At 67.4% G+C, this 22747-nt stretch carries 19 protein-coding genes; 16 read left to right on the forward strand and 3 right to left on the reverse strand.

Annotation, left to right across the window (positions count from 1 at the left end):
* Window positions 1-316: 316 nt before the first annotated feature.
* From AC1DS0_RS05340 to AC1DS0_RS05375, 8 genes are read left to right on the forward strand one after another with little or no spacing between them, the layout of a single operon-like run.
* On the forward strand, window positions 317-1780 hold the full coding sequence (locus AC1DS0_RS05340) for a GumC family protein (RefSeq protein WP_476813346.1): 1464 nt from the start codon (window positions 317-319) through the stop codon (window positions 1778-1780).
* On the forward strand, window positions 1777-3102 hold the full coding sequence (locus tag AC1DS0_RS05345) for an O-antigen ligase family protein (protein ID WP_476813347.1): 1326 nt from the start codon (window positions 1777-1779) through the stop codon (window positions 3100-3102). The genes AC1DS0_RS05340 and AC1DS0_RS05345 overlap by 4 nt, the downstream gene beginning before the upstream one ends.
* A complete protein-coding gene (locus tag AC1DS0_RS05350) occupies window positions 3095-3910 on the forward strand; it encodes a polysaccharide deacetylase family protein (protein ID WP_476813348.1) in 816 nt (271 codons plus the stop codon). The genes AC1DS0_RS05345 and AC1DS0_RS05350 overlap by 8 nt, the downstream gene beginning before the upstream one ends.
* Window positions 3907-5133, forward strand: a complete 1227-nt coding sequence (locus tag AC1DS0_RS05355; protein ID WP_476813349.1) for a glycosyltransferase family 4 protein — start codon at window positions 3907-3909, stop codon at window positions 5131-5133. Before AC1DS0_RS05350 ends, AC1DS0_RS05355 begins: the two co-directional genes overlap by 4 nt.
* Window positions 5133-6347 carry a glycosyltransferase family 4 protein gene (locus AC1DS0_RS05360; RefSeq protein ID WP_476813350.1) on the forward strand — a complete coding sequence of 405 codons (1215 nt, stop codon included), beginning with the start codon at window positions 5133-5135 and terminating at the stop codon, window positions 6345-6347. The genes AC1DS0_RS05355 and AC1DS0_RS05360 overlap by 1 nt, the downstream gene beginning before the upstream one ends.
* Entirely contained in the window at window positions 6347-7252 is a 906-nt protein-coding gene (locus tag AC1DS0_RS05365; protein WP_476813351.1) for a methyltransferase domain-containing protein, read from the forward strand. The genes AC1DS0_RS05360 and AC1DS0_RS05365 overlap by 1 nt, the downstream gene beginning before the upstream one ends.
* Entirely contained in the window at window positions 7249-8475 is a 1227-nt protein-coding gene (locus AC1DS0_RS05370; protein ID WP_476813352.1) for a glycoside hydrolase family 5 protein, read from the forward strand. Before AC1DS0_RS05365 ends, AC1DS0_RS05370 begins: the two co-directional genes overlap by 4 nt.
* Before the next feature lie 8 nt (window positions 8476-8483).
* Entirely contained in the window at window positions 8484-9866 is a 1383-nt protein-coding gene (locus AC1DS0_RS05375) for an acyltransferase family protein (protein WP_476813353.1), read from the forward strand.
* 118 nt (window positions 9867-9984) lie between these two features.
* Here AC1DS0_RS05375 and AC1DS0_RS05380 read toward each other — a convergent pair whose 3' ends face one another.
* The 3 genes from AC1DS0_RS05380 to AC1DS0_RS05390 form a co-directional block, all read right to left on the reverse strand.
* On the reverse strand, window positions 9985-11085 hold the full coding sequence (locus AC1DS0_RS05380) for an ABC transporter substrate-binding protein (RefSeq protein ID WP_476813354.1): 1101 nt from the start codon (window positions 11083-11085) through the stop codon (window positions 9985-9987).
* A gap of 272 nt (window positions 11086-11357) precedes the next feature.
* The gene (locus AC1DS0_RS05385; protein WP_476813355.1) at window positions 11358-13289 is read right to left on the reverse strand and encodes an FAD-binding monooxygenase; all 1932 of its coding nucleotides are present in this window, start codon (window positions 13287-13289) and stop codon (window positions 11358-11360) included.
* A gap of 55 nt (window positions 13290-13344) precedes the next feature.
* Window positions 13345-14127, reverse strand: a complete 783-nt coding sequence (locus tag AC1DS0_RS05390; protein ID WP_476813356.1) for a class II aldolase/adducin family protein — start codon at window positions 14125-14127, stop codon at window positions 13345-13347.
* Between the two features lie 450 nt (window positions 14128-14577).
* Between AC1DS0_RS05390 and AC1DS0_RS05395 the strand changes: the two genes are divergently transcribed.
* From AC1DS0_RS05395 to AC1DS0_RS05430, 8 genes are all read left to right on the forward strand, one after another.
* Window positions 14578-15054, forward strand: coding sequence for a MarR family winged helix-turn-helix transcriptional regulator (locus AC1DS0_RS05395; RefSeq protein WP_476813357.1), 477 nt, complete (start codon window positions 14578-14580; stop codon window positions 15052-15054).
* A gap of 276 nt (window positions 15055-15330) precedes the next feature.
* Window positions 15331-16290, forward strand: coding sequence for a Bug family tripartite tricarboxylate transporter substrate binding protein (locus AC1DS0_RS05400; protein ID WP_476813358.1), 960 nt, complete (start codon window positions 15331-15333; stop codon window positions 16288-16290).
* A gap of 153 nt (window positions 16291-16443) precedes the next feature.
* Window positions 16444-17367: a helix-turn-helix domain-containing protein gene (locus tag AC1DS0_RS05405; protein WP_476813359.1), complete on the forward strand. Its 924-nt coding sequence runs from the start codon at window positions 16444-16446 to the stop codon at window positions 17365-17367.
* Window positions 17368-17658: 291 nt separating this feature from the next.
* Entirely contained in the window at window positions 17659-18906 is a 1248-nt protein-coding gene (locus AC1DS0_RS05410; protein ID WP_476813360.1) for an MFS transporter, read from the forward strand.
* Window positions 18907-18922: 16 nt separating this feature from the next.
* Window positions 18923-19804: a dihydroorotate dehydrogenase electron transfer subunit gene (locus AC1DS0_RS05415; protein ID WP_476813361.1), complete on the forward strand. Its 882-nt coding sequence runs from the start codon at window positions 18923-18925 to the stop codon at window positions 19802-19804.
* Window positions 19801-20763, forward strand: coding sequence for a dihydroorotate dehydrogenase (locus AC1DS0_RS05420; protein WP_476813362.1), 963 nt, complete (start codon window positions 19801-19803; stop codon window positions 20761-20763). Before AC1DS0_RS05415 ends, AC1DS0_RS05420 begins: the two co-directional genes overlap by 4 nt.
* The gene (locus AC1DS0_RS05425) at window positions 20760-22055 is read left to right on the forward strand and encodes a hydantoinase/carbamoylase family amidase (protein ID WP_476813363.1); all 1296 of its coding nucleotides are present in this window, start codon (window positions 20760-20762) and stop codon (window positions 22053-22055) included. The genes AC1DS0_RS05420 and AC1DS0_RS05425 overlap by 4 nt, the downstream gene beginning before the upstream one ends.
* Window positions 22052-22732, forward strand: a complete 681-nt coding sequence (locus AC1DS0_RS05430) for an orotate phosphoribosyltransferase (protein ID WP_476813364.1) — start codon at window positions 22052-22054, stop codon at window positions 22730-22732. The genes AC1DS0_RS05425 and AC1DS0_RS05430 overlap by 4 nt, the downstream gene beginning before the upstream one ends.
* Window positions 22733-22747 lie beyond the last annotated feature (15 nt).

The raw sequence follows: 22747 nt of genomic DNA on the forward strand, positions 1-22747 counted from the left end.
GCGCCTCGCCGGTGCTCCCCCTCGTTAAGGTAAACATTTAATTGAGATATCTACCTAAGGTTGTCTTTTCTTAATCAAATCCGGAATATCACAACCTATAAGTGTAGTCGTGAAAAATCGCGAATACGGGGAATTCCATGATCACGATCGCGGCCGCTGGCCCTGTTCCGGTCATCGCTATTGCTGGCGAGGCAAGGTCTGCGAGGGCAAGGCAGGTCATCGATCGGCCCCGTCACGTCGCGCTGCAGCCGGACGTCTTCAAAGTTCTCGGGACTTGGCTGGTGGGGCCGAAGCTGAGCTCCGCGACGTCCAAGGCATGCGCGCCCTCTCACTGACGCAGGTCGCCATGTACCTCACGACCGACAGCAGCAGGATGCGCCACGGGGACGACGTCCCTTATCGCCCGACCACCGAACCGGTCTCTTTGCCCGTCCCCACGATTTCGGCCCTCCAGGTGCTGGGCTGGCTGCTGCGCGGCTGGCCCTGGCTGCTGGTCGTGGCGCTCGTCGGCGCGGTCGTGGCGGTCGGCGTTACGCGTCTGCTGACGCCGCGCTTCACGGCGACGACGGAGCTGACTATCGCGCCGTCCAACCTGCTGATCGCTCCGAACGACCTCTACGCGACGAATGTGCAGAGCGACAGCCAGATCCTGGATGTCGAGAGCAAGATGCGGATGATCGCCTCGGGCAATGTCCTGCGCCGAGTGGTCGACCAGCTCCAGCTGAAGAGCGATCCGGAGTTTGCGGCCAAGCCGGCGCTGTTCGGCCTGCTGGGAGCATCCGATCGACATCAGGCCGATGGCGCCGATCTCGCCGCCGCCCTGGCGCGGCGCATCACCGTCGCCCGGCAGGAACGCTCCTATGTCGTCTCCCTGTCGGTCTGGGCGAGCGAGGCGGCACTGTCGGCCCGGCTGGCGAACGCCGTCGCCGAGACCTTCCGCGACGAGGTCGTGCGGGCCGATGCGGAGCGGGTTGGGCGTGCGGCGCAGGGGCTGACCGCTCGGCTCGGCGAGATCAAGGCCGCGGCGACCGAAGCGGAAGACCGGGTCGAAGCCTTCCGCCGCGACCATGGTCTGCAACAAAACTCCTCGAGACAGCCGCTCAGCGCGGAGGCGCTGGAGCGGATGAGCGGCAAGCTGACCGACGCCAAGGCGCGGCTCGCCGAGGCGGAGGCGCGCTACGATGAAGTTTCGCGCGCGCTCTCCCAGCATGGCGTGCAGGGCGGCGGCGTCCAGTCGCAGACCCTGGCAGGGTTGCTCGCCGACGAGGCGGCCTTGCGCCGGCAGGTCGCGGTACTCTCCAAGACCCTGGGCCCGCGCCATCCCTCGCTGGTGAGCGCGCTGACCGAGGCCGATGCGCTGGCGAAGGCGATCAAGTCCGAGACCGAGCGGCTCCGGCGTACGGCCCGGATCGAGGTCGACCAGGCCAGAAAGGCGCTCGACGCGCTGACGGGAGAGACGCGCCTGCTGCGCGGCAGCGTCTCGGTCGACGACCAGGCCCAGGTGAAGCTGCGCGAGTTGGAGCGTGAGGCAGCCGCCAAGACCGCGCTCTACCAGACTTTCCTGACCCGGGCGGGCGAAGCCGCCCAGCGCCAGCAGATCGACGCCACGGATGTCCGCGTGATCACCGCCGCGACCGCCCCGTCGCGTGCGACCTGGCCGCCACGCCCGATCGTTGCGGCGGCGGCCGGCATGATGCTCGGCCTGCTGCTCTCGGCGGGCACGCTCCTGGGTCGCGGTTATCTCGATGAATTCCGGTCCGGCGGGAGTGCTGCGCCATGACACAGGCGAACGACAGGCTCGGGAATTCGACCGCCGGCACCCTCGGGCCGCTGCTCTTCACGGCGACGCTGCTGTTCTATCTGGTCACGCTGACGCCGTTCATCGACCTTTCCATGGCCGGTTCGAGCGATGCTGCGACAGCCAAGTCGAACACGATCAACCAGATCATCTATCTTTGCCTGACCGTGGCCTTGTGGCTGACGGTCTTCAAATCGCCGGCGCGCCATCTGGTGGCGCGGCCACGCGGTCTCCTGATCGTGCTGCTGTTCTGGTTCGCGGTGGTCTCGGTGGTTTCAGCCCAGCCGGACCTGGCGCTCAAGCGCGCCTTCCTCGCGACGCTGACCATCGTGAACGGCAGCATATTCCTGCTGCTGCCGCGCTCCGAGCGCCAGTTCGCCGGCATGCTCGCATTCTGCTGCCTCGGGGCGCTGGGGCTTGCCTATGCCGGCGTTGCTCTGATGCCGCAGCTGGCGATCCACCAGGCCAGCGAAGTCCGCGAGCCGATGAATGCCGGGTTCTGGCGCGGCCATTTCGCCCACAAGAACGTCGCAGCCGCGGCCATGGTGATCATCAGCTTCGCCGGGCTCTATCTGTTCGGCACCGCCCGGCGGGCTCTCGGCGCAGCGGTGGTGTTGCTGGCGCTCGTCTTCCTGACCCGCACCGGCGGAAAGTCGGCCGCGATGGCGCTGCCCGGCATCCTTGCCGTCGCCTGGGTCTTCGAGCGCTGGCGGGCCGCCCGCACCCCGATGGTCGTGCTGGGCATCGCCGCGGTCAACATCCTTACGATCGGCTGCTCGGTATCGCCGGCCATGCGCGAGTTAGTCGCCCAACTCGGCATCGATCCGAGCTTCACCAACCGCACCGACATCTGGAAGATCGGCGCCGGCGCTGCCATGGACAACCCGCTGACCGGCTACGGCTTCCAGCTGTTCTGGCAGACCGACGCGATGGTCCACAAGGGCGGGGCCGCGGCAAGCTGGGCCTTCGCCGCCTTCAACGGCCACAACGCCTATCTCGACATGGCGATCACCACCGGTCTGCCCGGCCTCGCGCTGACGCTGGTCCTGCTGGTCTGGCTGCCGCTGCGCGATATCGCCCTGGCCGAGGCGACGGCGAACGATCCCGCCCTGACGCGCTTCTTCGTGCGGATCTGGCTCTACGGGATCCTGGTCGCCTGCGTCGAGAGCCTGTTCTTCCAGTCGGGCAGCCTGATCTGGTTCATGCTGGTCGTCGCGATCTTTGGCCTCCACCTTCAGGCCAACGCGCATGAGATCCGCGAGCCGGCCCAGCATCGCCGCCGCATGGAGCCGGCCCATGCGTAGCGAGTTCATGCTTTCCTTCCAGCCGGAGCGCTTCACTCGCCTGCCGGCCCTGATCGACCGCTTCGCCGGCCGCCTGGAGAACCGGCTGCTGCGGGCCGCGCCCTGGCAGGTCATGCAGGTGCCGACCCGGGAGCCGATCGTCTCCTTCACCTTCGACGACGTGCCCGCTTCCGCCCTCGATGAGGGCGCTGCGATCCTCGAGGCGGACGGGGTGCGCGGAACCTTCTACATCGCCGGGGGTCTCGCCGGGCGGGTCGAGCCGGGCCGCACCCTGATCGACCAGGCGGGCTGCCGGGAGCTCGCCACCCGCGGCCACGAGATCGGCTGCCATACCCATGCGCATCGCGACCTGCGCCATGTCGACAGCGAGGCCCTGATCGAGGACCTTGCCCGCAATGCGCGCTATCTCGACGCGATCGATCCAAAGCCCGGCCGGCGCAATTTCGCCTATCCCTACAACAGCGGCTCGTTCGGAACGCGGGCGATCCTCGCCGACACCTTTCGTACCTGCCGGGCCGGCGGGGAGGGGATCAATCGCGGCCCGACGGACCCGAGCTTCCTGCGCGCCGTCGAGATCAAGCAGCCGCAGCGGCATGTGCTGGGGCTGGTCCGCTGGATCGACGCGCTGGTCGCAAATCCCGGCTGGCTGATCTTCTTCACGCACGACATCGCACCGCAGCCGACGCCCTATGGCTGCACGGCTCCGGGCTTCCGGCTGCTGGTCGGCTATGCGCTCGCGCGCGGCTGCCGGGTGCTGACCGTCGATGCGGCGCTCGACCGCATGGGGTTGCGGGAGAGGGCGCCATGACGCGCGCCCAGCGGCTCCTCGCCATCAACAACTACTTCTATCGCCGCGGCGGCGCCGAGAGCGTCTTCCTCGACCACATCGACCTGTTCACTGCCGCTGGCTGGGAGGTCGTGCCCTTCGCGATGCAGCACCCTGCAAACCTGCCGAGCGTCTGGTCGGAGTATTTCGTCTCCGAGATCGAATATGGCGGGGCGGGCGGGCCTCTCGCCAAGGCGAGGCAGGCCGCCAAGGTCGTCTTCTCGCTGGAAGCGCGCCGGAAAATCCGCGCCCTGATCGGGCGGGCGGCGCCGACGATCGCGCATGCCCACAACGTCTATCACCACATCTCGCCGTCGATCTTCGGCGCCCTCAAGGCCGAGGGCGTGCCGCTGGTGATGACGGCGCATGACCTGAAGATCGCCTGCCCGGCCTACAAGATGCTGAGCCAGGGCCGTGTCTGCGAGCGCTGCCAGGGCGGGCGCATCCACAACGTGCTGCTCCGTCGCTGCGTCAAGGACTCGGCTGTCGTGAGCGGGCTCGTCCTGCTGGAGACGCTGGTCCACCGCAGCTTCGGCCTCTATCGCGACACGATCGACCGCCTGATCGCGCCGAGCCGCTTCTACCGCGACAAGCTGGTGGAATGGGGCTGGGACGCTGGCCGCATCGTCTACATTCCGAACTGCATCGATACCGGCCAGTATCCGCTGGCGCAGCATGAAGGCGACTACGTCGTCTATGCGGGACGGCTCGCGCCGGAGAAGGGGCTGGCGACATTGGTGCGCGCCGCAGCCCTGGCGCGGCAGCGGCTGGTGCTGGCCGGCGGCGGCCCCGAGGAGCCGGCCTTGCGCAAGCTGGCCGAGGAACTCGGCTCCGACGTCGCCTTCACCGGCCATCTCGACAAGCCGGCGCTGCAGCGGCTGATCGGTGAGGCGCGGGCGCTGGTCCTCCCGTCCGAATGGTACGAGAACGCGCCGATCAGCGTCCTCGAGGCCTATGCGCTCGGGCGCCCGGTCATCGGCACGCGGATCGGCGGTATTCCAGAACTGATCGCCGATGGTGAGACCGGCGCTCTCGTGGCGCCGGGCAACGTCGCGCTGCTGGCCGAAGCGCTCGCCGCCCTCGCGAGCCTTTCCCCCACCGCTCGCGCAGCAATGGGCGCTGCCGGCCGCGACCGGGTCGCCCGGGAATTCTCCCCCGACAGTTACCGCGACCGCACCATGGCTCTCTACGAGGCGCTGCGCTGATGTACACGTTGACACCGCCCATTGGCGCAAGGCCGCCCGAACGAACGGTGATCTTCGTCGGCCTGCGCGGTGTTCCGGAGATCCAGGGCGGGGTCGAGACCCATGTCGCGGCGATCGCGGCGCGGCTGGCGGAGCGCGGCTGGCGGGTCGAGGTGCTCGGCCGTGCGCCCTATCTGCCGTCGCGATGGCCCTATACCTGGAAGGGCGTCACCGTCACGCCGGTCTGGGCGCCGCGCTCGCGCAGCTTCGAGGCGCTGGCGCATACGGCCCTCGGCCTGATCGTCGCGGCCGGGCGCAACCCGGACCTCGTCCATATCCATGCGATCGGGCCGGCGCTGCTGACTCCGCTCGCGCGCCTGCTCGGCCTCCATGTCGTGGTGACCCATCACGGCTTCGACTATGAGCGCCAAAAATGGGGGCGCCTGGCCAAGTCCGTCCTGCGGACCGGCGAAGCGCTGGGCATGCTGTTCTCCCATGCCAATATCGGCGTGTCGAAGGTGATCGTCGAGAGCGTCCGCCACAGGTTCAGCGTCGGCGCGACCTTCATCCCGAACGGCGTCGAGAATCCGTTCCCGCAGCAGGATGCGTCCTATCTCGACCAGATCGAGGTCGTGCCGCGCCGCTATGTGCTGAGCGTCGGCAGGATCGTCGAGGAGAAGCGGCATTTCGATCTGATTCGGGCTTTCGCACGCCTGGATGACCCAGGCCTCAAGCTCGTCATCGCCGGTACGGCCGATCATGCGGGACGCTATCAGCGCGCCGTCGAGGCGGCGGCCGCCACGACGCCTGGCGTGGTGATGGCGGGGTTCCAGCGCGGCGAAGCCCTGTCCCAGCTTTACCGGCACGCCGGGCTGTTCGTTCTCCCGTCGAGCCATGAAGGCATGCCGATGGTGCTGCTGGAAGCGCTCAGCTACGGCGCACCCTGCCTGGCCAGCGACATCGACGCCAACCTCGCGCTCGATCTCGGACGAGACAGCTATTTCCTCCTGGGGGATGTCGATGCGCTTGCGCAGGCGATGCGGGCGAAGCTCACTGCACCCAACCCGGCCGAAGGCGCGGAGCGGGCCGCCCAGGTGCTCGATTCCTTCGGCTGGGGCGCGATCGTCGATCGTACCGCCGACGTCTACGAGAGCGCGCTTCTCGGCTGGAGAGCGGGCAAAGCGCGCCGTGGCGGAGCTGGCTTCCGGCCACGCGTCGAATTCGGAGGCCGCTGATGCTGCCGTCCCTGCGCAATCTCGAAATGACGATCCTCGGCCTGGGCTTCCTCGGCCTGGCCTGGGGCAAGAGCAGGCTCAACGGCTACACCACGCCGAACGGCGTGGCGAAAGCCGACGAGGAGGGCAAGATCGCCTATTTCCTCGACATCTTCGCCTCGCTGCGCCGCTTCCTGCCGCCGCAATTCGACCTGCGCGGGCGCGACGTGCTGGAGCTGAGCCCCGGCGCATCGCGCGGCAACGGCGTGCTCTTTCTGGCACTCGGCGCGCGCTCCTATCACGCCATCGACGTCTTCGACCTCGCCGGGGACGAGGACCCGGCCTTCTACGGCAGGCTGCTCGATCGCTTCCTCGAAGGCCGGAGCGCCGACCGGGAACGGGCCCGGGTTATCCTCGGCAGGGCAGGGACGCGCGAATTCGGCTACGCCGTCGGGCGGGATTTCGACATCCCGCGCCTGGCCGAGGGGCGGAACTTCGACCTGATCGTCAGCTGTGCCGCCTTCGAGCACTACGATGATCCCGCACAGGCGATCGCAAGCCTGACGCAGGTCACCCGGCCGGGCTGCGTGAGCGTGCACATCATCGACCTGCAGACGCATTCGCGCTGGATCCGCGAGCACGATCCGAACAACATCTATCGCTATCCCGAGCCAATCTACCGGCTCTTCCGGTTTCCCGGCCAGCCGAACCGCCTGCGTCCAGCCGATTATATCAGCAGCTTTTTGGCCGAAGGCTGGAGCGATGTCCGCTTTCTGCCATCGCGGACGATCGATCCTGCGCTTCGCACGGTTTCGCTGTGCGGCCTCGCCGCGCCATTCGCCGGCCGGGATGACATGAGCATCCTCGATGGCGCCCTGACGGCGCGCTATCCCGGACCGGGTGGCGACTGGGGGATGGCGTCATGACCAGCCGCCGCTCCGTTCTCGGCGGTCTCGCCGGCATCGCGACGCTGGCCGCCTTCGGGATGCTGCCGGCTGGAAGCGAGGACATCCCGCTGTTTCGCCGCGGCATCGGCGTCTCGCATGCGCTGGGCTGGGCAGAGGTCGCGGCCGACGGCTCCTATGGCGAGGCGCCCTTCTCTGGTCCCCGTTTTCGCTTCGACCAGGCCCAGCGCCAGGCGATCAGGGTGGCCGGCTTCGATTTCGTGCGCCTCGCCGTCGATGTCGGTCCGTTCCTGGCCTTCAGTGGGACGGCACGCGACCAGCTCGATGACCTTCTCATCGGTACCGTGCGCGACCTCATCGACGCCGATCTCGGCGTGATCGTCGACCTGCATCCGAGCGCGATGAACCCGGCCTACCGGCCGACCGCCCTGACTGCGGGCATCGAGACGCCGAACTTCCAGGCCGTGCTCGCCTTGCTGCAGCGTCTGGCCGGCCAGCTGGAACGGCTTGCGCAGGGCAAGGCGGCGAGGCTCGCGCTCGAACTCATGAATGAGCCCGAGCTGCCGCAAGCGGCCTGGCAACCGATGCTGGAAGCCGCCTATCGGGCCGTGCGCCGTGGTTCGACGACGCTGCCGCTCGTCTTGGGCGGCGGGTCCATGAACGCTCCGGCGGCGCTGGTAGCGCTCGATATGCGCCCGTTCGCTGGCGATCCCAGACTGATCTATACCTATCACGACTATTCGCCCTGGCAGTTCACCCATCAGGGCGTGCGCGGAAATCCAGCTTTTGCTCTGGATGCGATCACCTATCCGGCACCGCCTTCGGCCGCGGCGATGATGGCTGCGACCCGCCGGCGCACCGTCAATCTCGGGCTCGACAGCGCGGAACTGGAGCAAGCAGGGCAGGCGAAGCGGACGCTCGCGCGCTATGTCGGCTTCGATCGCTCCACCCTTGAGCGAACCTTCCAGCAGGTGAGCGCCTGGCGCATCGCGCAGCGCCTGCCGGCCCATGCCATCCTGCTCGGCGAGTTCGGAGTGCACCGGACGCCCTATCTGGACACGCCCGAAGGGGCGGCGGCGCGCGAGCACTGGCTGCGCGACATGCGTGAACTGGCCGAGGCGCATGGTTTTGCCTGGGCCTGCTGGACCTATGCGGGGGCGGGCGGGTTCGCGCTCGCGCAGAACGAGACCGGGCCGGGCTTCGACATGGCGACCCGTCGCGCGCTGGGGCTCCGATCGCCATGAGCTCCGCCATGCCCCGGCAGCGCTATGCCCATCTCGACGCCTTGCGGGCGGTCGCGGCGCTCGCCGTGATGGTCGAGCACATGTTCGGCGACCTGCTCAGGCAGGTCCCGTCCGCGGCGGGCCCGATCAGCGCGCTCGCCCAGTCGGTCGTCCAGAATCTCAGCCTTGGCCGGTTCGGCGTGGCACTGTTCTTCCTGATCAGCGGTTTCGTCGTGCCGTTCAGCATCGACGGCGAGCGGCCGCTCCGGCATTTCGCGATCTCGCGGCTGTTCCGCCTTTATCCGGCGTTCTGGCTGGCCCTGGCGGTGCTGACGGCGATGACCTGGCTCGCCGGCGACATGCCGAAGACCGCGACCGTGCTGGCCAACCTGATCATGGCGCCGCCGCTCTTTCGCCAGCCCTGGCTCTCGCCGATCCACTGGACCCTGTTCATCGAGCTCTTGTTCTATGGCCTCGTCGTGCTGCTGTTTGCGGCGGGAGCGCTGCGACGGATCGGCGTCCTGCTGACCCTGAGCCTTGTCCTGATCGCCGCGACGGTCCTGCCGGTGCAATTGCGCTTGCACGGTTTCGCCAGCCTGCCGGTCCAGTATCTCGGCCTGCACCTGTCCTTCCTGCTCCTCGGCCTGCTGCTGCGGCTGTGGCTGGTCGAGCGGATATGGGGCGCGCGTTTTGCTGCGCTGGTTCTCGTGCTCGCGCAGCTCGCCGCATTGCTCTTGGTCGCGCAGTTCTCGCTGGCGCGCGGCGACAATTTCATCATGGAGGGGCTGAGGCCGGTCCTGGCCGCCCATATGCTTGCGTTCGCGGTCTTCCTCGCCGCGATCGGGCTGGAGCGGCCACGCTCCTTCCTGCTCGCGCGGATCGGGCTGACCAGCTATTCGATGTATCTGTTCCATGGAGCTGTGAACGCTGCCGTTTATCGGGTTCGGCCCCTGACCGGCGAACTCGGTGACATCGGCACAATGCTGCTGTGCACCGGTTTGACCCTGGCGCTGTCCTGGCTGGTCTATCAGACGGTCGAGCACCCGATGATCCGGTTCGGGCGCCGGTTGTCGCTGCGGAGCAGCGCCTCCCTCGTCCCGTCCTCGCTGGGAACAGATGGGTTCAAGGGGCGAGCGGAATCACCTAGGCCACTCGTCGGCACCCATGCTGGGAACCCAGGCTCGATGCTTCACCAGCCATCCGATTATCGCGCTGTCAGGCGTGGCGACGTGCCCTTGCCTGCGCGGGAGCAGGGCTTGCCGCCGCTCGACGTCGCCATCGGGGCCATTCCGGACACGCATCCGGACGGCAGGCTGGTCGGCGCGGTGCTCGGCACGGCGATCGCCGCCGTCACGCTGAGCTGGTTCGCGCTGCTCGGCTATGTCGGCTGGAAGATCGCCGAGTCGCTGTGACCGCCCGGAATTGCGTTTGGGGGCAGCTTGCTTCCTTGCGTTGGAACCGAGGGGTCGAACGGACCGCCTCGGCCAAATCATCGCATCGGCCGTGTCAGCAAAGCGGGTTCTGCCCGGCTCACAAGGTCTTGCAGGGCGCGGCGTTGATCGCGACCTTGCGCTGCTCCGCCGCCGGCAGGAACTTGCTGGTGAAGGTCTCGTCGACCGTGGGCTGCCGCGGCAACTTGCGCTGCTCGGCGGTGAGCTTCAGCACCGCCTCCATGCGGGCCTTGTCGATGTCGCCGACCCCGCTCGCGAGCGTCGCCTTGCCGCCCATGTCCTCCATGACGGTGTCGACCAGCCGGCCGCGCTCATTGACCGGGTCGCTGTTCGGGCTGCGCTTCATCACGGCGGCGATCGCCTCGTCCGGCTGGCAGACGGCCGCCATCACGCCGCGATTGACGGCGTTGACGAAGCGCCTGGCGAGCTCGGGATCGCGCGCGACCGCGGGCGAGACCATCACTGCATTGCCGAGCAGTTCGGGCGCGACGTCCGGATATCTGAGGAAGCGGATTTCCGAGCTGACCTGCTTGCCGGCGGCGCGGACGCCGACCGAGATGGTCGAGTAGTAGCCGAACAAGGCGTCCGCCTTGCCCTCCGCGATGACGCCGAGCAGCGTCTTCCAGTTGCCGTCGTTCTTGACGATGCGGACCGACGACCCATCGATCCCCGCCCGCTTCGCATATTGCTCGAAGGTGTTGAGGGCGACGTCGGTGGTGTGGCCGGTGATGGTCAGCTTCTCGAGATCGCGCGGTGTCCTGATCTTGGAATTCGCCGGCACCGCGACCACCGAAGGCGAGCGGTCCATAAGCATGTAGACGCCGATCGGCGCGGTCTTGGGATCGGCGGCAGCCTGCTCGATCAGGGCCTGCATGTCGCCATAGCCGACATCAAAGCCCTCGCTCGCCATGCGGGGGGCCGCCGTGAAGGCGCCGCGTCCGTCGACGAACTCGATCTCGAGACCCTCCTCGCGGAAATAGCCGCGATCATCGGCCAGCAGGAACCAGGCATTGGCGCCGGTATAGCCGGAGTTCAGCAGGAATTTGAGCTTGCGCAACGGCTTCGAAGCATCGCTCGCCGCCGGTTGTGACTGGGCCTTCGCCTCGGTGAGGACGAGACCAGGTTCGTGCATGGTCAAAAATCCCGCCAGCAGTGCAAGCAGTACGGAATGCTTTTTCATGTTCTGTTTCCCCCCAAACATGAAAATTTCAAGGATGTCGTCAGCTTTCGCAAAGGTTCAGCCGATCGCTGCGATCGGTTCGCCTCGCCCGTCCTCCTTTCCTGTCGTGTGCTGTGCTTCGATCGAAGCAGAGTTTACCGCACCCGCCAATGCTCATGATGCGAGCGCAGGCGGTGATCTGCACGGACTGGTAGATTGATCGGTCGCAGCACGGGTCTTCGCCGGGGCATTCGACGCCGCGGGGAAGGTGGCCGCGCGAGCCTCGGTCGCGGTTAGCCGGCGGGGGTCTGCGGCATCATGAAAGCGGCGAAAAACGCGGCGAGGCTTGCGTGATCGTCGAGTGGCAGCAGGTTCGCGACGTATTGGTCGGGCCGTACGATCACCAGGCAGCCGCGCTCGCGGTCGATGCCGCGCAGGTCGAAGATGTCCTGGCCGCTTTTAATGTCGGGGCAGAACACCTTTTCGTAATCGATAAGGCCCAGGCGGCCTTTGCGCGGCAGGAGCAGGCTGGGCAGCGCCTCCACGGCGACCTCGCGATGCGGCCGCTGCAGGATCGCACGCAGATCGATGACCGCGTCGATGTCGTCGCCCGGCCTGGCGTAGCGGCGCAGGGGCGATGCCGGTGAGGTCGCAAGCGCATCGCAGAGCGCGTGCAGGCGTGATGTTGGCGAGGACGGGTCGGCCTTGTCGGCGAAAGCGTAGAGGCGCCAGCGCCCGTCGGCCTGTGCGACATGGCCGAGCTCGACCGGCTTGGCGTCGCCGAGCCGGATCACCGGCGCTGACTGGAAGCGCGCGCCGATCGGCAATCCCGTCGCCAGATGGGCGTGAGTGGGCTCGCCGGTCAGCGGGGAGGGCGCGTAGCGGGTCGCGGTGCCCGCCGTGTAGCGCCCATGCCTGACGAAATAGGCCTCGACCTCCTTGGGATCGACGCCGTCGCCGGTCTCCGAGGTCTTCAGGGGGGCGCTCAGCATCTTTGCCCATTCGCGGTCGAAATCGATCAGTTCCTTGGCGATCGCCTGGCGCTCGGCCGAGTAGCTGTGCAGCAGCTCCGGTGGGCAGTGCCCGCGCAGGACCGCTGCCAGTTTCCAGCCGAGATTGAACGCGTCCTGCATCGAGACGTTCATGCCCTGGCCGGCTTTCGGGCTGTGGGTGTGGCAGGCATCGCCGGCGATGAAGACGGCTGGCAGGCGTTGGTCCAGCTCGCCGGCCGGCACGTCGTCGAACTTGTCGCAGAGGCGCTGGCCGATCTCGTAGACCGACCACCAGGCGACCTCCTTCACCTCGAAGGCATAGGGACGCAGGATGCGCTGCGCTGCCGCGATCAGATGCTCGACGCCGATGTTGCGGCTCGCGACCCGCTCGTTGTCGGCGAGCTTGTCGAGCTCGACATAGATGCGGATCAGATAGCCGCCCTCGCGCGGGATGATGATGATCGTGCCTTCGCCGGCGGACTGGATCAGCGCCTTCAGCCGGGCATCGGGGAAATCGGTGACGGCGAGGACGTCCATGACGCCCCAGGCCTGGTTGGCGGAATCGCCCTCCAGCGCCCGCCCGATCGACTTGCGCACGGCGCTGCGGGCGCCGTCGCAGCCAACGACATAGCGCGCCCTGACGGTCTCGATCTTTCCCTCATGTGCGGGATCGAGCCGCTCCAGCCGCACCGTCGCCGGGTGCGACGAGGCGTTGTCGATCTCAAGGTCGATGAGGCGCCGGGAATAGTCGGGCTCCAGCCGGCTGGGCGAGCGCCGCATCACGTCGAGGAAAAAGCCGTGGATCCGCGCCTGATTGAGGATGACATGCGGAAATTCGGAGAGCCCGTCCTCGACGTCCTGGATCCGGCCGCTGCGGGTGATCGCGCCCGGCCGGGCTGCGTCGGGCTTCCAGAACACCGTTTCATTGACCCAGTAGCTCTCCTTCAGCACCTGCTCGGAGAAGCCGAAGGCATCGAACATCTCGATGGTGCGGCAGGCGATGCCATCTGCCTGTCCCAGCTCCAGGGGCCCCGGCTTCTGCTCGACGATCCGTGTGGTGATCTCGGGAAAGGCCGCGAGCTGCGCCGCCAATGTCAGCCCGGCCGGGCCGCAGCCGACGATCAGGACATCGACCTCCTGCGGCAGGGAGTCCCGGGCAGAGGACGCAAGATCGGTGGCCGGCTCTGAGACGGCAGGATCGCCGGTCCGGAAGCCGTTGAGATGGAACTGCATGGCGGCGACCTTCGGTGAAGCAGGACGATTGAGAGGATCGAACGCGGCCGGCGTCTCAGCGCCGGCGGGCGCGGGCCTGTTCGAGCCACATCTCCCAGGGGCGGTGGACCTGTGCCTCGATGCTGGCGACGCAGGCGCGGCTTTCGCTCTCGGTGAGATAGGTGACCTCGCCGAGCTGCATCGCCTGGAGCTGATAGCGCGCATTGAGCTCGGCATAGACGGCGCGGTAGACCGCCTGCTTGATCGAGCCGCCGACCACGGTCGAGCCATGGCCGCGCATCAGGACGATGTCATGCCCGTCGAAATGCTCGGCCAGCGCCCGGCCGAGATGGTTGTTGCTGATCAGCAGATCGGTGGCGTCGCCGCCGGCCTCGCGGATCTCGAAGACCGGCGCACCCTGGCCGACGAAGCCGGCCATGTGGAACATCGCCCTCAGCCGCACGCCCTTGACGACGCTGAGCGGCACGATCGAATGCGAGTGGCTGTGGATGACGGCCATCACATCCGGGCGCCTGCGGAAGATCTCGGCGTGAATGAAGCGCTCGAGATAGACCTTGCGGCCATTGGCGTTCACCGCCTCGCCATCGAGCGTGAACTCGAAGATGTCCTCGGCGGCGACCCGGCTCGGCGCCATGTTGCGCGCCAGCAGGAAGCGGTCGGGACGCTTGTCGTGACGCACGCTGATATGGCCGAACGCGTCGACGACGCCCTGGTCGAACAGGATGTGGTTGGCCGAAACGAGATCCTCGACGATCTCCGGCGAGGGCGCGACCGAGGCGGTTGCCGTGTCGGCCAGGTCGACGGCGATGGGATGGTTGCCATGGTCAGACGTGCACATTGCTCGCTCTCTCCGCAGTCGCCTTGATCGAAACTACAATCCGGGCCTTGCCGATCAGGCGGTGGCCGCCGGGTCGGGTAGACGATCAGAGAGACGGAGGAATGCGTGGATCGCCGGCCGCCGCACGAGCGGCGCCAGCTTGCCAGCGCCTAGAAAACGCTGGGGCCAACCTCCCATCCGGCGATCTCTGAAAAATCGTCCGTATACTGATTAACAGGATACGCGCAGATTTTTCGGTGTCAACCGGGGCTGAAGGGTGGGGGCCTGAGTGTTCGGTTCGGACAAGCCCGAAGCGGGGCGCTTTGACCGCTTACGGATTGAAAGCATACGATCTATAGCGGAGACGCAGCGATCGAGCCGAGCAAGCTTCGCCTGACGAAGAGCCGGCGGCACGAACATTCGAGCGGCGGAATCCACCTGCTGCCCCACCAAGGCAAAGCGATGATGGCGATGGACGATATCTATCATATGCCCGGCCATCTCATTCGGCGCGCGCAGCAGATCGCCGTCTCGCTCTTTCTCGAGGAATGCGCGCCGGTCGATCTCACCCCCGTCCAGTTCGCGGCGCTGGTCACGGTGCGCGACAATCCCGGCATCGACGCGACCCGCCTGTCGGCGCTCGTCGCCTTCGACCGCTCGACGCTCGGCAATGTGCTGGAACGCATGGAGGCCAAGGAGCTGATCCAGCGCTCGGGCAGCAAGGACGACAAGCGCATCAAGGTTCTGCACCTATCGCCGAAGGGCGAGCGCATCCTGAAGGAAGCCGAGCCGTTGGCGCAGCGGGCCCAGGAGCGCATCCTCGCCCCGCTCGCGCCGGAGGATCGCGAGACCTTCATGCGCATGCTCGGGCAACTCGTCGAACTCAACAACGAAGCCTCCCGCGTACCGCTGCGACTGGACGCGGTTCGCTCCTCCGACGCCGCCTGAGGGCGCGGCTTCTTCCGCAATCGCGATTGGGGCCGAAGCGGCCGCGAGAGGTCCGCTTCGCCGGGTTTGGACGGCTCGCTGTTTGACAGCACCAAGATACGATGCATACTGATAATAAGTATGCGTCCTTGTTTCGCGAGGCGAGCAGCTAGAGCACCTGACGGCACCGCCTTGCCGTGCCGGACTCCGCTGCAAGTCGAGGTCGAGGACAGCAGACGGCCTTTCGAACTGAAGCCGAGAACCGCGAGCAACGCGGCCCAATCCGGAGGAAACCAGGTGATCATCACACGACGTGCCGCCTTGACCGGGCTCGCTGGCGCCGCGCTCGCGCCCCGTGCCGCCTTCGCCCAACGCAAGATCGTCAGGCTGATCGTGCCCGCCGCGGCAGGCGGCGCGATCGACGTCATCGGCCGGCTCTATGCCCAGCGCGTCGCGCCGGCGCTCGACGAATCCTGGGTGGTCGAGAACAAGGCCGGCGCCAGCAACACGCTGGGCGCGGCCGAGGTCGCGCGCTCTGCACCCGACGGCATGACCTATCTGACCAACGCCGACATCCACATCATGGCCAGGCATGTGATGCGCAGCGTGTCCTATGATCCCCTCGCCGATTTCACGCCGATCTCCCGCTTCGCGACCTCGCCGATGGTACTGATCGGCTCGATGAAGACGCCAGCGACCATGCCGGCGCTGATCGCCGACATGAAGGCGAAGCCCACCGAATACACCTTCGCCAATTCGGCGCTGGGCAGCATGGGTCATCTTGCCACCGAGAGCTTCAAGCGCCGCACCGGCACGAGCGCCGAACTGGTCAATTACCGCGGCACGGCCCCGGCGATCACCGATGTCGTTGCCGCGCAGGTGCCGCTGATGGTCGCTCCGCTCGGCTCGGCCCTGTCGTTCATCACCGACGGCAAGGTGCGCGCCTTCGCGATCATGGGCGCGCAGCGCAGTGGGCTCCTGCCGAGCGTACCGACTGCAGGCGAGCAAGGGCTCGCCGATCTCAACTTCACGCTTTGGTACGGTCTCTGGGGCCCGAAGGGCCTGCCGGCCGAGACGGTGCAGCGCGTCAACGCAGCGGTGCAGGCGGCTTCCAAGGATCGCGAGATCGTCGAGAAGCTGACGGCGCTCGGTGCGGAGGCCGTGACCGAGGACCCGGCGAGTTTCGCCAAGTTCATCGAGGCCGAGATCCAGCGCGCCAACCGCGTGGTCGAGGAGGCCGGCATCAGGCCGGGCTGATGGGGCGGGCGTCGCAGGTTCGGCGCATCCACGCTCGACTGCGGCGTGTTACAGGGCGTTGAAAACAAGCGATCGCGCTTCGCATCGCGCCTCGGATCAACTAGGCTGTCTAAAATCTGAGATTCAGATGATGCGGCAGGTGAGGTCGGCTCGATGGCAATCCGGTTCGAGGAAATCGGTGAGCGGCTGAAGGCCTACCGCTTGGGGCGTCGGCTCCAGGCCGAGGATGTCGCCGAACGTCTCGGGATCTCGCGGGCGGCGGTCTACCGGATCGAGGCCGGGGGCGTCGTCAAGATCGAGACCCTGGAGCGGCTGGCGACGCTGCTGGAGACGACCGTCGCCTCGCTGCTCGGGGCAGGGGTCGAGTACTACTCCAGCCCGCTCAGCTATTTCGAGCGCATGCGGCAGATCGAGGAGCAGGCCGACCAGGTCATCGCGCATTTTCCGCCGCTGTCTTACCTCCTGACCTCGGACGGTTATTCCGCCCATTTGCGGCAGACCCTGGTGGAGGCGCTGCCGCCCCATATCGCGCGTGAGCAGGCCGTGGCCGAGATCGACGCGATCATCGCGATCCTCGACGAGCGCAAGAACGCCCGCAAACGCCGGCGCTTGAGCGTCGTCAATTTCGTCAACGTCCTCGAGATCGAGCGCTGGCTGAAGCTCGGCGTGGTCGGCCGTTTCAACCTGCCGGCTGCCGAGCAGGCCCGGCGACGCCTGGCGGCGCGCATGGAGGTCGAGCATCTGATCGGGCTGATCGAGAGCGAGCCGATGGGCGTGCAGATCGGCCTGATCGAGGAAGCGGTGCCGAACATCACCTTCCAGCTCTTCCGGACTGCGGAAAAGACGCTGCTGGGACTGAGCCCGTTCCGGCTGGGCGGCGAATTACCGAATCTCCGGTCCGGCATCGCCATGCTGACCGCGGATGAGGAGCCGGTACGCCTCTACGAGGAGATCGCCGACGGGCTCTGGCGCCGCGCCCTCAAGGGCAGCGAAGCCGGGGCGGTGCTGCGGGCGACGCTCGATCGCTCGGGGATCGCACAGTTGCCGCCGAAGGAGGCGCCCTCCGAGCTGGTCTGAAGCGGGTTTAGCGTGTTGTCGCAAAATTGAGATTGTTCTTGCAATTGAGATTTTCGCGTGACATAGGGTGATGACACGATGGCGCCGGCTTTCCGGTGCCGTGGCGGATTTCTCGCGGTCGAACCTGATGTCTCGGCCGTCAAGCGGCGCGGCAAGCGCCCTGGGAAAGCGGGCGAGCGCCCAAACTCCAATAGTCTTGAGACCGGCCGGCAGCCGCGTGCGGAAGCGCGCGCTGGTGCTTTGGCGTTTTGGTGCGCATCGCAAAGAAAAGCAGAAACGGGGGACTTCGCCGTGAGTGACAACCAGGCCGCCATGGGCGGCTCCATCGCCCTATCGTCTCCGACCGAAGTCGACGGCAAGGCCCGCAAGGCGCTCTGGGGCGCCGCCATCGGCTATGCCATGGACGGCTTCGACCTCCTGATCCTCGGCTTCATGCTGCGGACCATCTCCGCCGACCTGCAACTCACCCAGGGTCAGGCCGCCTCGCTCGTCACCGCCACGCTGATCGGCGCGGTGCTGGGTGGCATCGGCTTCGGCATGCTGTCGGACCGCATCGGTCGCGTCCGCGTCCTGACCTGGACCATCGTCCTCTTCGCCGTCTTCACCGGCATGTGCGCGCTGGCGCAGGGCTATTGGGACCTCCTGATCTATCGCACCATCGCCGGCCTCGGCCTTGGCGGCGAATTCGGCATCGGCATGGCCCTGGTCGCCGAAGCCTGGCCGGCCTCGAAGCGGGCGCGTGCCTCGTCCTATGTCGGCCTCGGCTGGCAGGTCGGCGTGCTCGCAGCGGCGATCGCGACCCCGATCCTGCTGCCGACCATCGGCTGGCGCGGCATGTTCGCCATCGGCATCCTGCCGGCGGTCGCCGCCTATTTCATCCGCCATTCGCTGCATGAGCCGGAGGTCTTCGTCGCCCGCAGCAAGGACCGCCCGAAGGAGTCGGCGCTACGCCTGCTGGTCAAGGACTGGGACACGACGAAGCTGAGCCTCGGCATGGTCGTGCTCTGCTCGGTCCAGAACTTCGGCTATTACGGCGTGATGATCTGGTTGCCGAACTATCTGGCGACCCGCTTCGGCTTCGCCTTGACGCAGTCCGCCGTCTGGACCTCGGTGACCATCGCCGGCATGGCGGTCGGCATTTTTGCCTTCGGCCATATCGCCGACCGGATCGGGCGCCGCCCGGCCTTCTTCGGCTACATGCTCGGTGCCGCCGTGATGGTCGTCGTCTATTCGCGGCTGACCGATCCGATCCAGCTCCTGGTCGCGGGCGCGGTGATGGGCTTCTTCGTCAACGGCATGCTCGGCGGCTATGGCGCGCTGATCAGCGAGCTGTTCCCGACGGCGGCTCGGGCGACGGCGCAGAACGTGCTGTTCAATATCGGGCGCGGCGTCGGCGGCTTTGGCCCGCTGGTGGTCGGAACGATCGCGGCGGCCTACAGCTTCGAGATGGCGATCGCCTTGCTGGCGACGCTCTATGTGCTCGACATCCTCGCCATGTGGTTCCTGATTCCGGAGCGGCGTGGCGCCGAACTCGCCTGAGCGCGGGGACTTCGTGATGTCGATCCAACGCGATCAGCATGAGGCGGCCGCACGATCCGGTGCGGCCATGGGCGGCAGCGTCTGCTCTGCTGCACCGTGGAAGGCGAGCATCGTCGCGGAGCTTGCCGAGGTCGTCCGCAACGAGGCCGTCAACGCCGAGTACCGGCATCTCGTGGTGAACTGCAGCGAGGAAGCCGCCGCTGCCCAGCCGGGACAGTTCTTCCAGCTGCTCTGCCCGCAGCCGGCGGGCGAGCAGCCCTTCCTGCGCCGGCCGATGAGCCTCTACGGCGCCGATCCCGACAAGCGGCAGGTCGAGTTCCTCTACAAGGTGACCGGCGCCGGCACGCGCGGTCTCGACATGCTGCGGCCGGGCGATCGGCTCGACATCATGGGGCCGCTGGGCACCGGCTTCACGCTGGATCCGAGCTGGCGCCACATCGTCGCCGTCGGGCGCGGCGCGGGGCTGGCGACGCTCGCTCCGCTCGCCAGGGCCGCGAAGGCCAATGGCACGCAGGTGACCGCGATCTTCAGCGCGAGGCGCCCGGAGTTGCTCGTCTCGGTCGAACTCTTCCATCGCCATGGTGCCGACGTCATTGCCGTCACCGACGCCGAGCAGACCAGCGGCCCGGCCAATGTCGAGCGCATCCTGCGCCGTCAGATCGCCGAAGGTCGATGCGACGCCTTCTTTACCTGCGGCTCGAGCCGGCTGATGCGGGTGCAGCAGCGCCTGGCGCGCGAGTTCGGGCTGCCCGGCCAGGTCGCGATGGAGCAGCAAATGGCTTGCGGAATCGGCCTCTGCTACTGCTGCGTGCGCGACTTCAACGTCAATGGCGAGATCGTCAACCGGCGCGTCTGCTGGGACGGCCCGGTCTTCGACCTGATGGAGGCGCTGCCATGAGCGCGACAGGCAATGTCGACCTCTCCGTCAGGATCGGCGGACTGACCCTGCGCAATCCGGTCATGCCGGCGTCGGGCACCTTCGCCGAGGGGCTCGAGAAGGTGATGGACTTCAACCGGCTCGGCGCTTTCGTCACCAAGACGATCACGCGCGAATTGCGCGCCGGTAATCCGCTGCCGCGGGTGGTCGAGCGGCCGGGCGGGCTGATCAACGCCATCGGCATCCCCTCGAAGGGCGTGCCCTATTTCATCGAGAAGACCATGCCGCATTACGCGGCCTATGACACGCCGCTGGTCGTCTCGATCTCGGCGCCGACGGCGGAAGGCTTCGCCAGCCTCGCGGCCGAGCTCTCGATCCCCGGCATCGCCGCGATCGAGGCCAACATCTCCTGTCCGAACATCGAGGAGGACGGCAAGGCCTTCGCGATGCGGGCCGAGTCGACTGAAAAGGTGACGCGCGAATTGCGCAAGGCGACAAAGCTGCCGCTCTGGGTCAAGCTTACGCCCAATACCGGCGACGTGCCTGAGGTGGCGCGTGCGGCCGAAGCGGCCGGCGCCGACGCGGTCGTGGTCGCCAACACCATCCTGTCGATGGCGATCGACCTGAAGAGCTTCAAGCCCTGCCTCGGCAACATCATGGGCGGGCTCTCAGGGCCGGCGATCAAGCCGATCGTGCTGCGCCAGGTCTTCCAATGCGCCAAGGCGGTGAAGATCCCGGTGATCGGCTGCGGCGGCATCTCCACGGCCGAGGACGCGGCCGAATACATGCTCGCCGGGGCCAGCGCCGTTCAGGTCGGCACCGCGACCTTCCTGCAGCCGGCGGCGATGACCACGATCATCGACGGGCTCGAAGCCTTCTGCTTGCGCCGCGAAATCCCGCGCGTCGCCGACCTGATCGGCGGCGTCGTGATCGAGGAGGCCGACGAGCCTGATCTCGCCTGGCTGGATCCGGTCTCGTGAGCGCGCAAGCCGAAACGATGCGCAACGTCTTCAGTGGCGACGCGGGCGACCGGACCCTCGCCGAGGCGCTGTTCGATGCCCTGCGCGAGGCGACGGGCGACGGCGTCGGCATCACCCGCGAGGCCTATAGCGAGCGCGAGTCGCTGGCGCTCGATATCGTCGAGGCGAAGGCACGCGAACTCGGTTTCGAAACGGAGCGCGACGCCGGCGCCAACCTCGTCGTCACGCTTCCGGGCAGCGAGCCGGAGCTGCCTTTCCTCGCCTGTGGCTCGCATCTCGATTCCGTGCCGCAGGGCGGCAATTTCGACGGCGCCGCCGGCGTCATCGCCGGGCTCGCCATCATCGCCCGCTTCAAGCAGGAGGGCTTCGTCCCGCGCCGGACGATCAAGGTCTTCGGCTTGCGCGGCGAGGAAAGCTCCCGGTTCGGGCGGGCCTATATGGGCTCCAGCGCCCTGTTCGGGAGACTCTCGGCTGCCGATCTTGCCGTGCGCGACCATGCTAGCGGGCGAACTCTCGCCGAGTGCATGGCCTCCGTCGGTGTCGACATGGCCCGCGTTGAAAAGGGAGAGCCGCTGCTCGACCCCGCTGCCGTCGCGGCCTGGATCGAACTGCATATCGAGCAGGGGCCGGTGCTGGTCGCGCGGGATCTGCCGATTGGTATCGTCACTGGCATCCGCGGAAATATCCGGCATCGCGAGGTCGAATGCCTCGGCGAGGCCGGCCATTCCGGCGCGGTGCCGCGCTGGCTCAGGCGTGACGCCGTCTTCGCCACCGCCGAATTGATCACCCATCTCGACCGGCATTGGCGCACGCTGCTGGAGCGCGGGCGCGATGTTGTCGTGACCGCGGGCGTGCTCGGCACCGATCCGCAGGAGCACGCCATCGCGCGCATTCCCGGCACGGTGCGCTTCTCCTTCGAGGTGCGCAGCCAGAACCGCGAGACGCTGGAGGCCTTCTACGACCTCTTCCTCTCGGAATGCGGCCTGATCGGCGAGGAGCGAGGGGTCGAATTCCGCGTCGACCGCCGGCTCGAATCCGCTCCTGCCGTGATGGACGCGGGCTGGATCACACGGCTCAAGACCGCCGCCCGCGATCTCGGCCTGCCCGATGAGGACATCCCGAGCGGGGCGGGCCATGATGCGGCTGTTTTCGCCAATGCCGGCATCCCCAGCGCGATGATCTTCGTGCGCAACCAGAACGGTTCGCATAATCCGGATGAGGCGATGGCGATCGATGATTTCCTCGCCGGGATCGCGGTGATGCGGGACGCCATCAGGGAGGCGGTGCGATGAGCGCGAACGAGATCGGCCGCGAGGTCGCAGAGCTGCTGTTCAAGGCCGGCGCCGTCCATGTCAGCCGCCAGCAGCCCTTCATCCTGGCCGCCGGCTGGGCGAGCCCGGTCTATGTCGATGTCCGCCTCTTGCTCGGCGATCCCGATCTGCGCCAGGCGGTCAGCGATCTTGCCGCCCGCTATGCCGGCGAGGCGTTCGCACCGGGCAGTTTCGACGCGGTCGTCGGCGCCGAGACGGCCGGCATCCCGTTCGCGGCCTGGCTTGCCGACCGACTGGCGCTGAAGCTGCGCTATGTCCGCAAGCGCCCGCTCGGCATCGGCCGCAATGCCCAGGTCGAGGGCGGTCCGGTCGAGGGCCTGCGCGTTCTGCTGATGGACGACCTGACCACCGATGGCGGCAGCAAGCTCAACTTCGCCCGCGGCCTGCGCGCAGCGGGGGCTGAGGTCGAGCACGTCCTGACGATCTTTTACCATGACGCCTTCCCCGGCGCCGATGCCCGCCTGCAGGAGGCTGGCCTGACGCTCCACTCTTTGGCGAACTGGAGCGACGTGCTGCGCGCCGAGGCTGGTCGTGCACTCGCGCCGGAGGATCGTGCCGAGATCGAGCGCTTCCTGGCCGATCCGGTCGCCTGGTCGACCCGTCATGGCGGGCGGGCCCGCCTCGCGCCGCGGAGCTGATCCGCAATCCACTCC

The sequence above is a fragment of the Allobosea sp. P4_H5 genome (assembly GCF_056400825.1).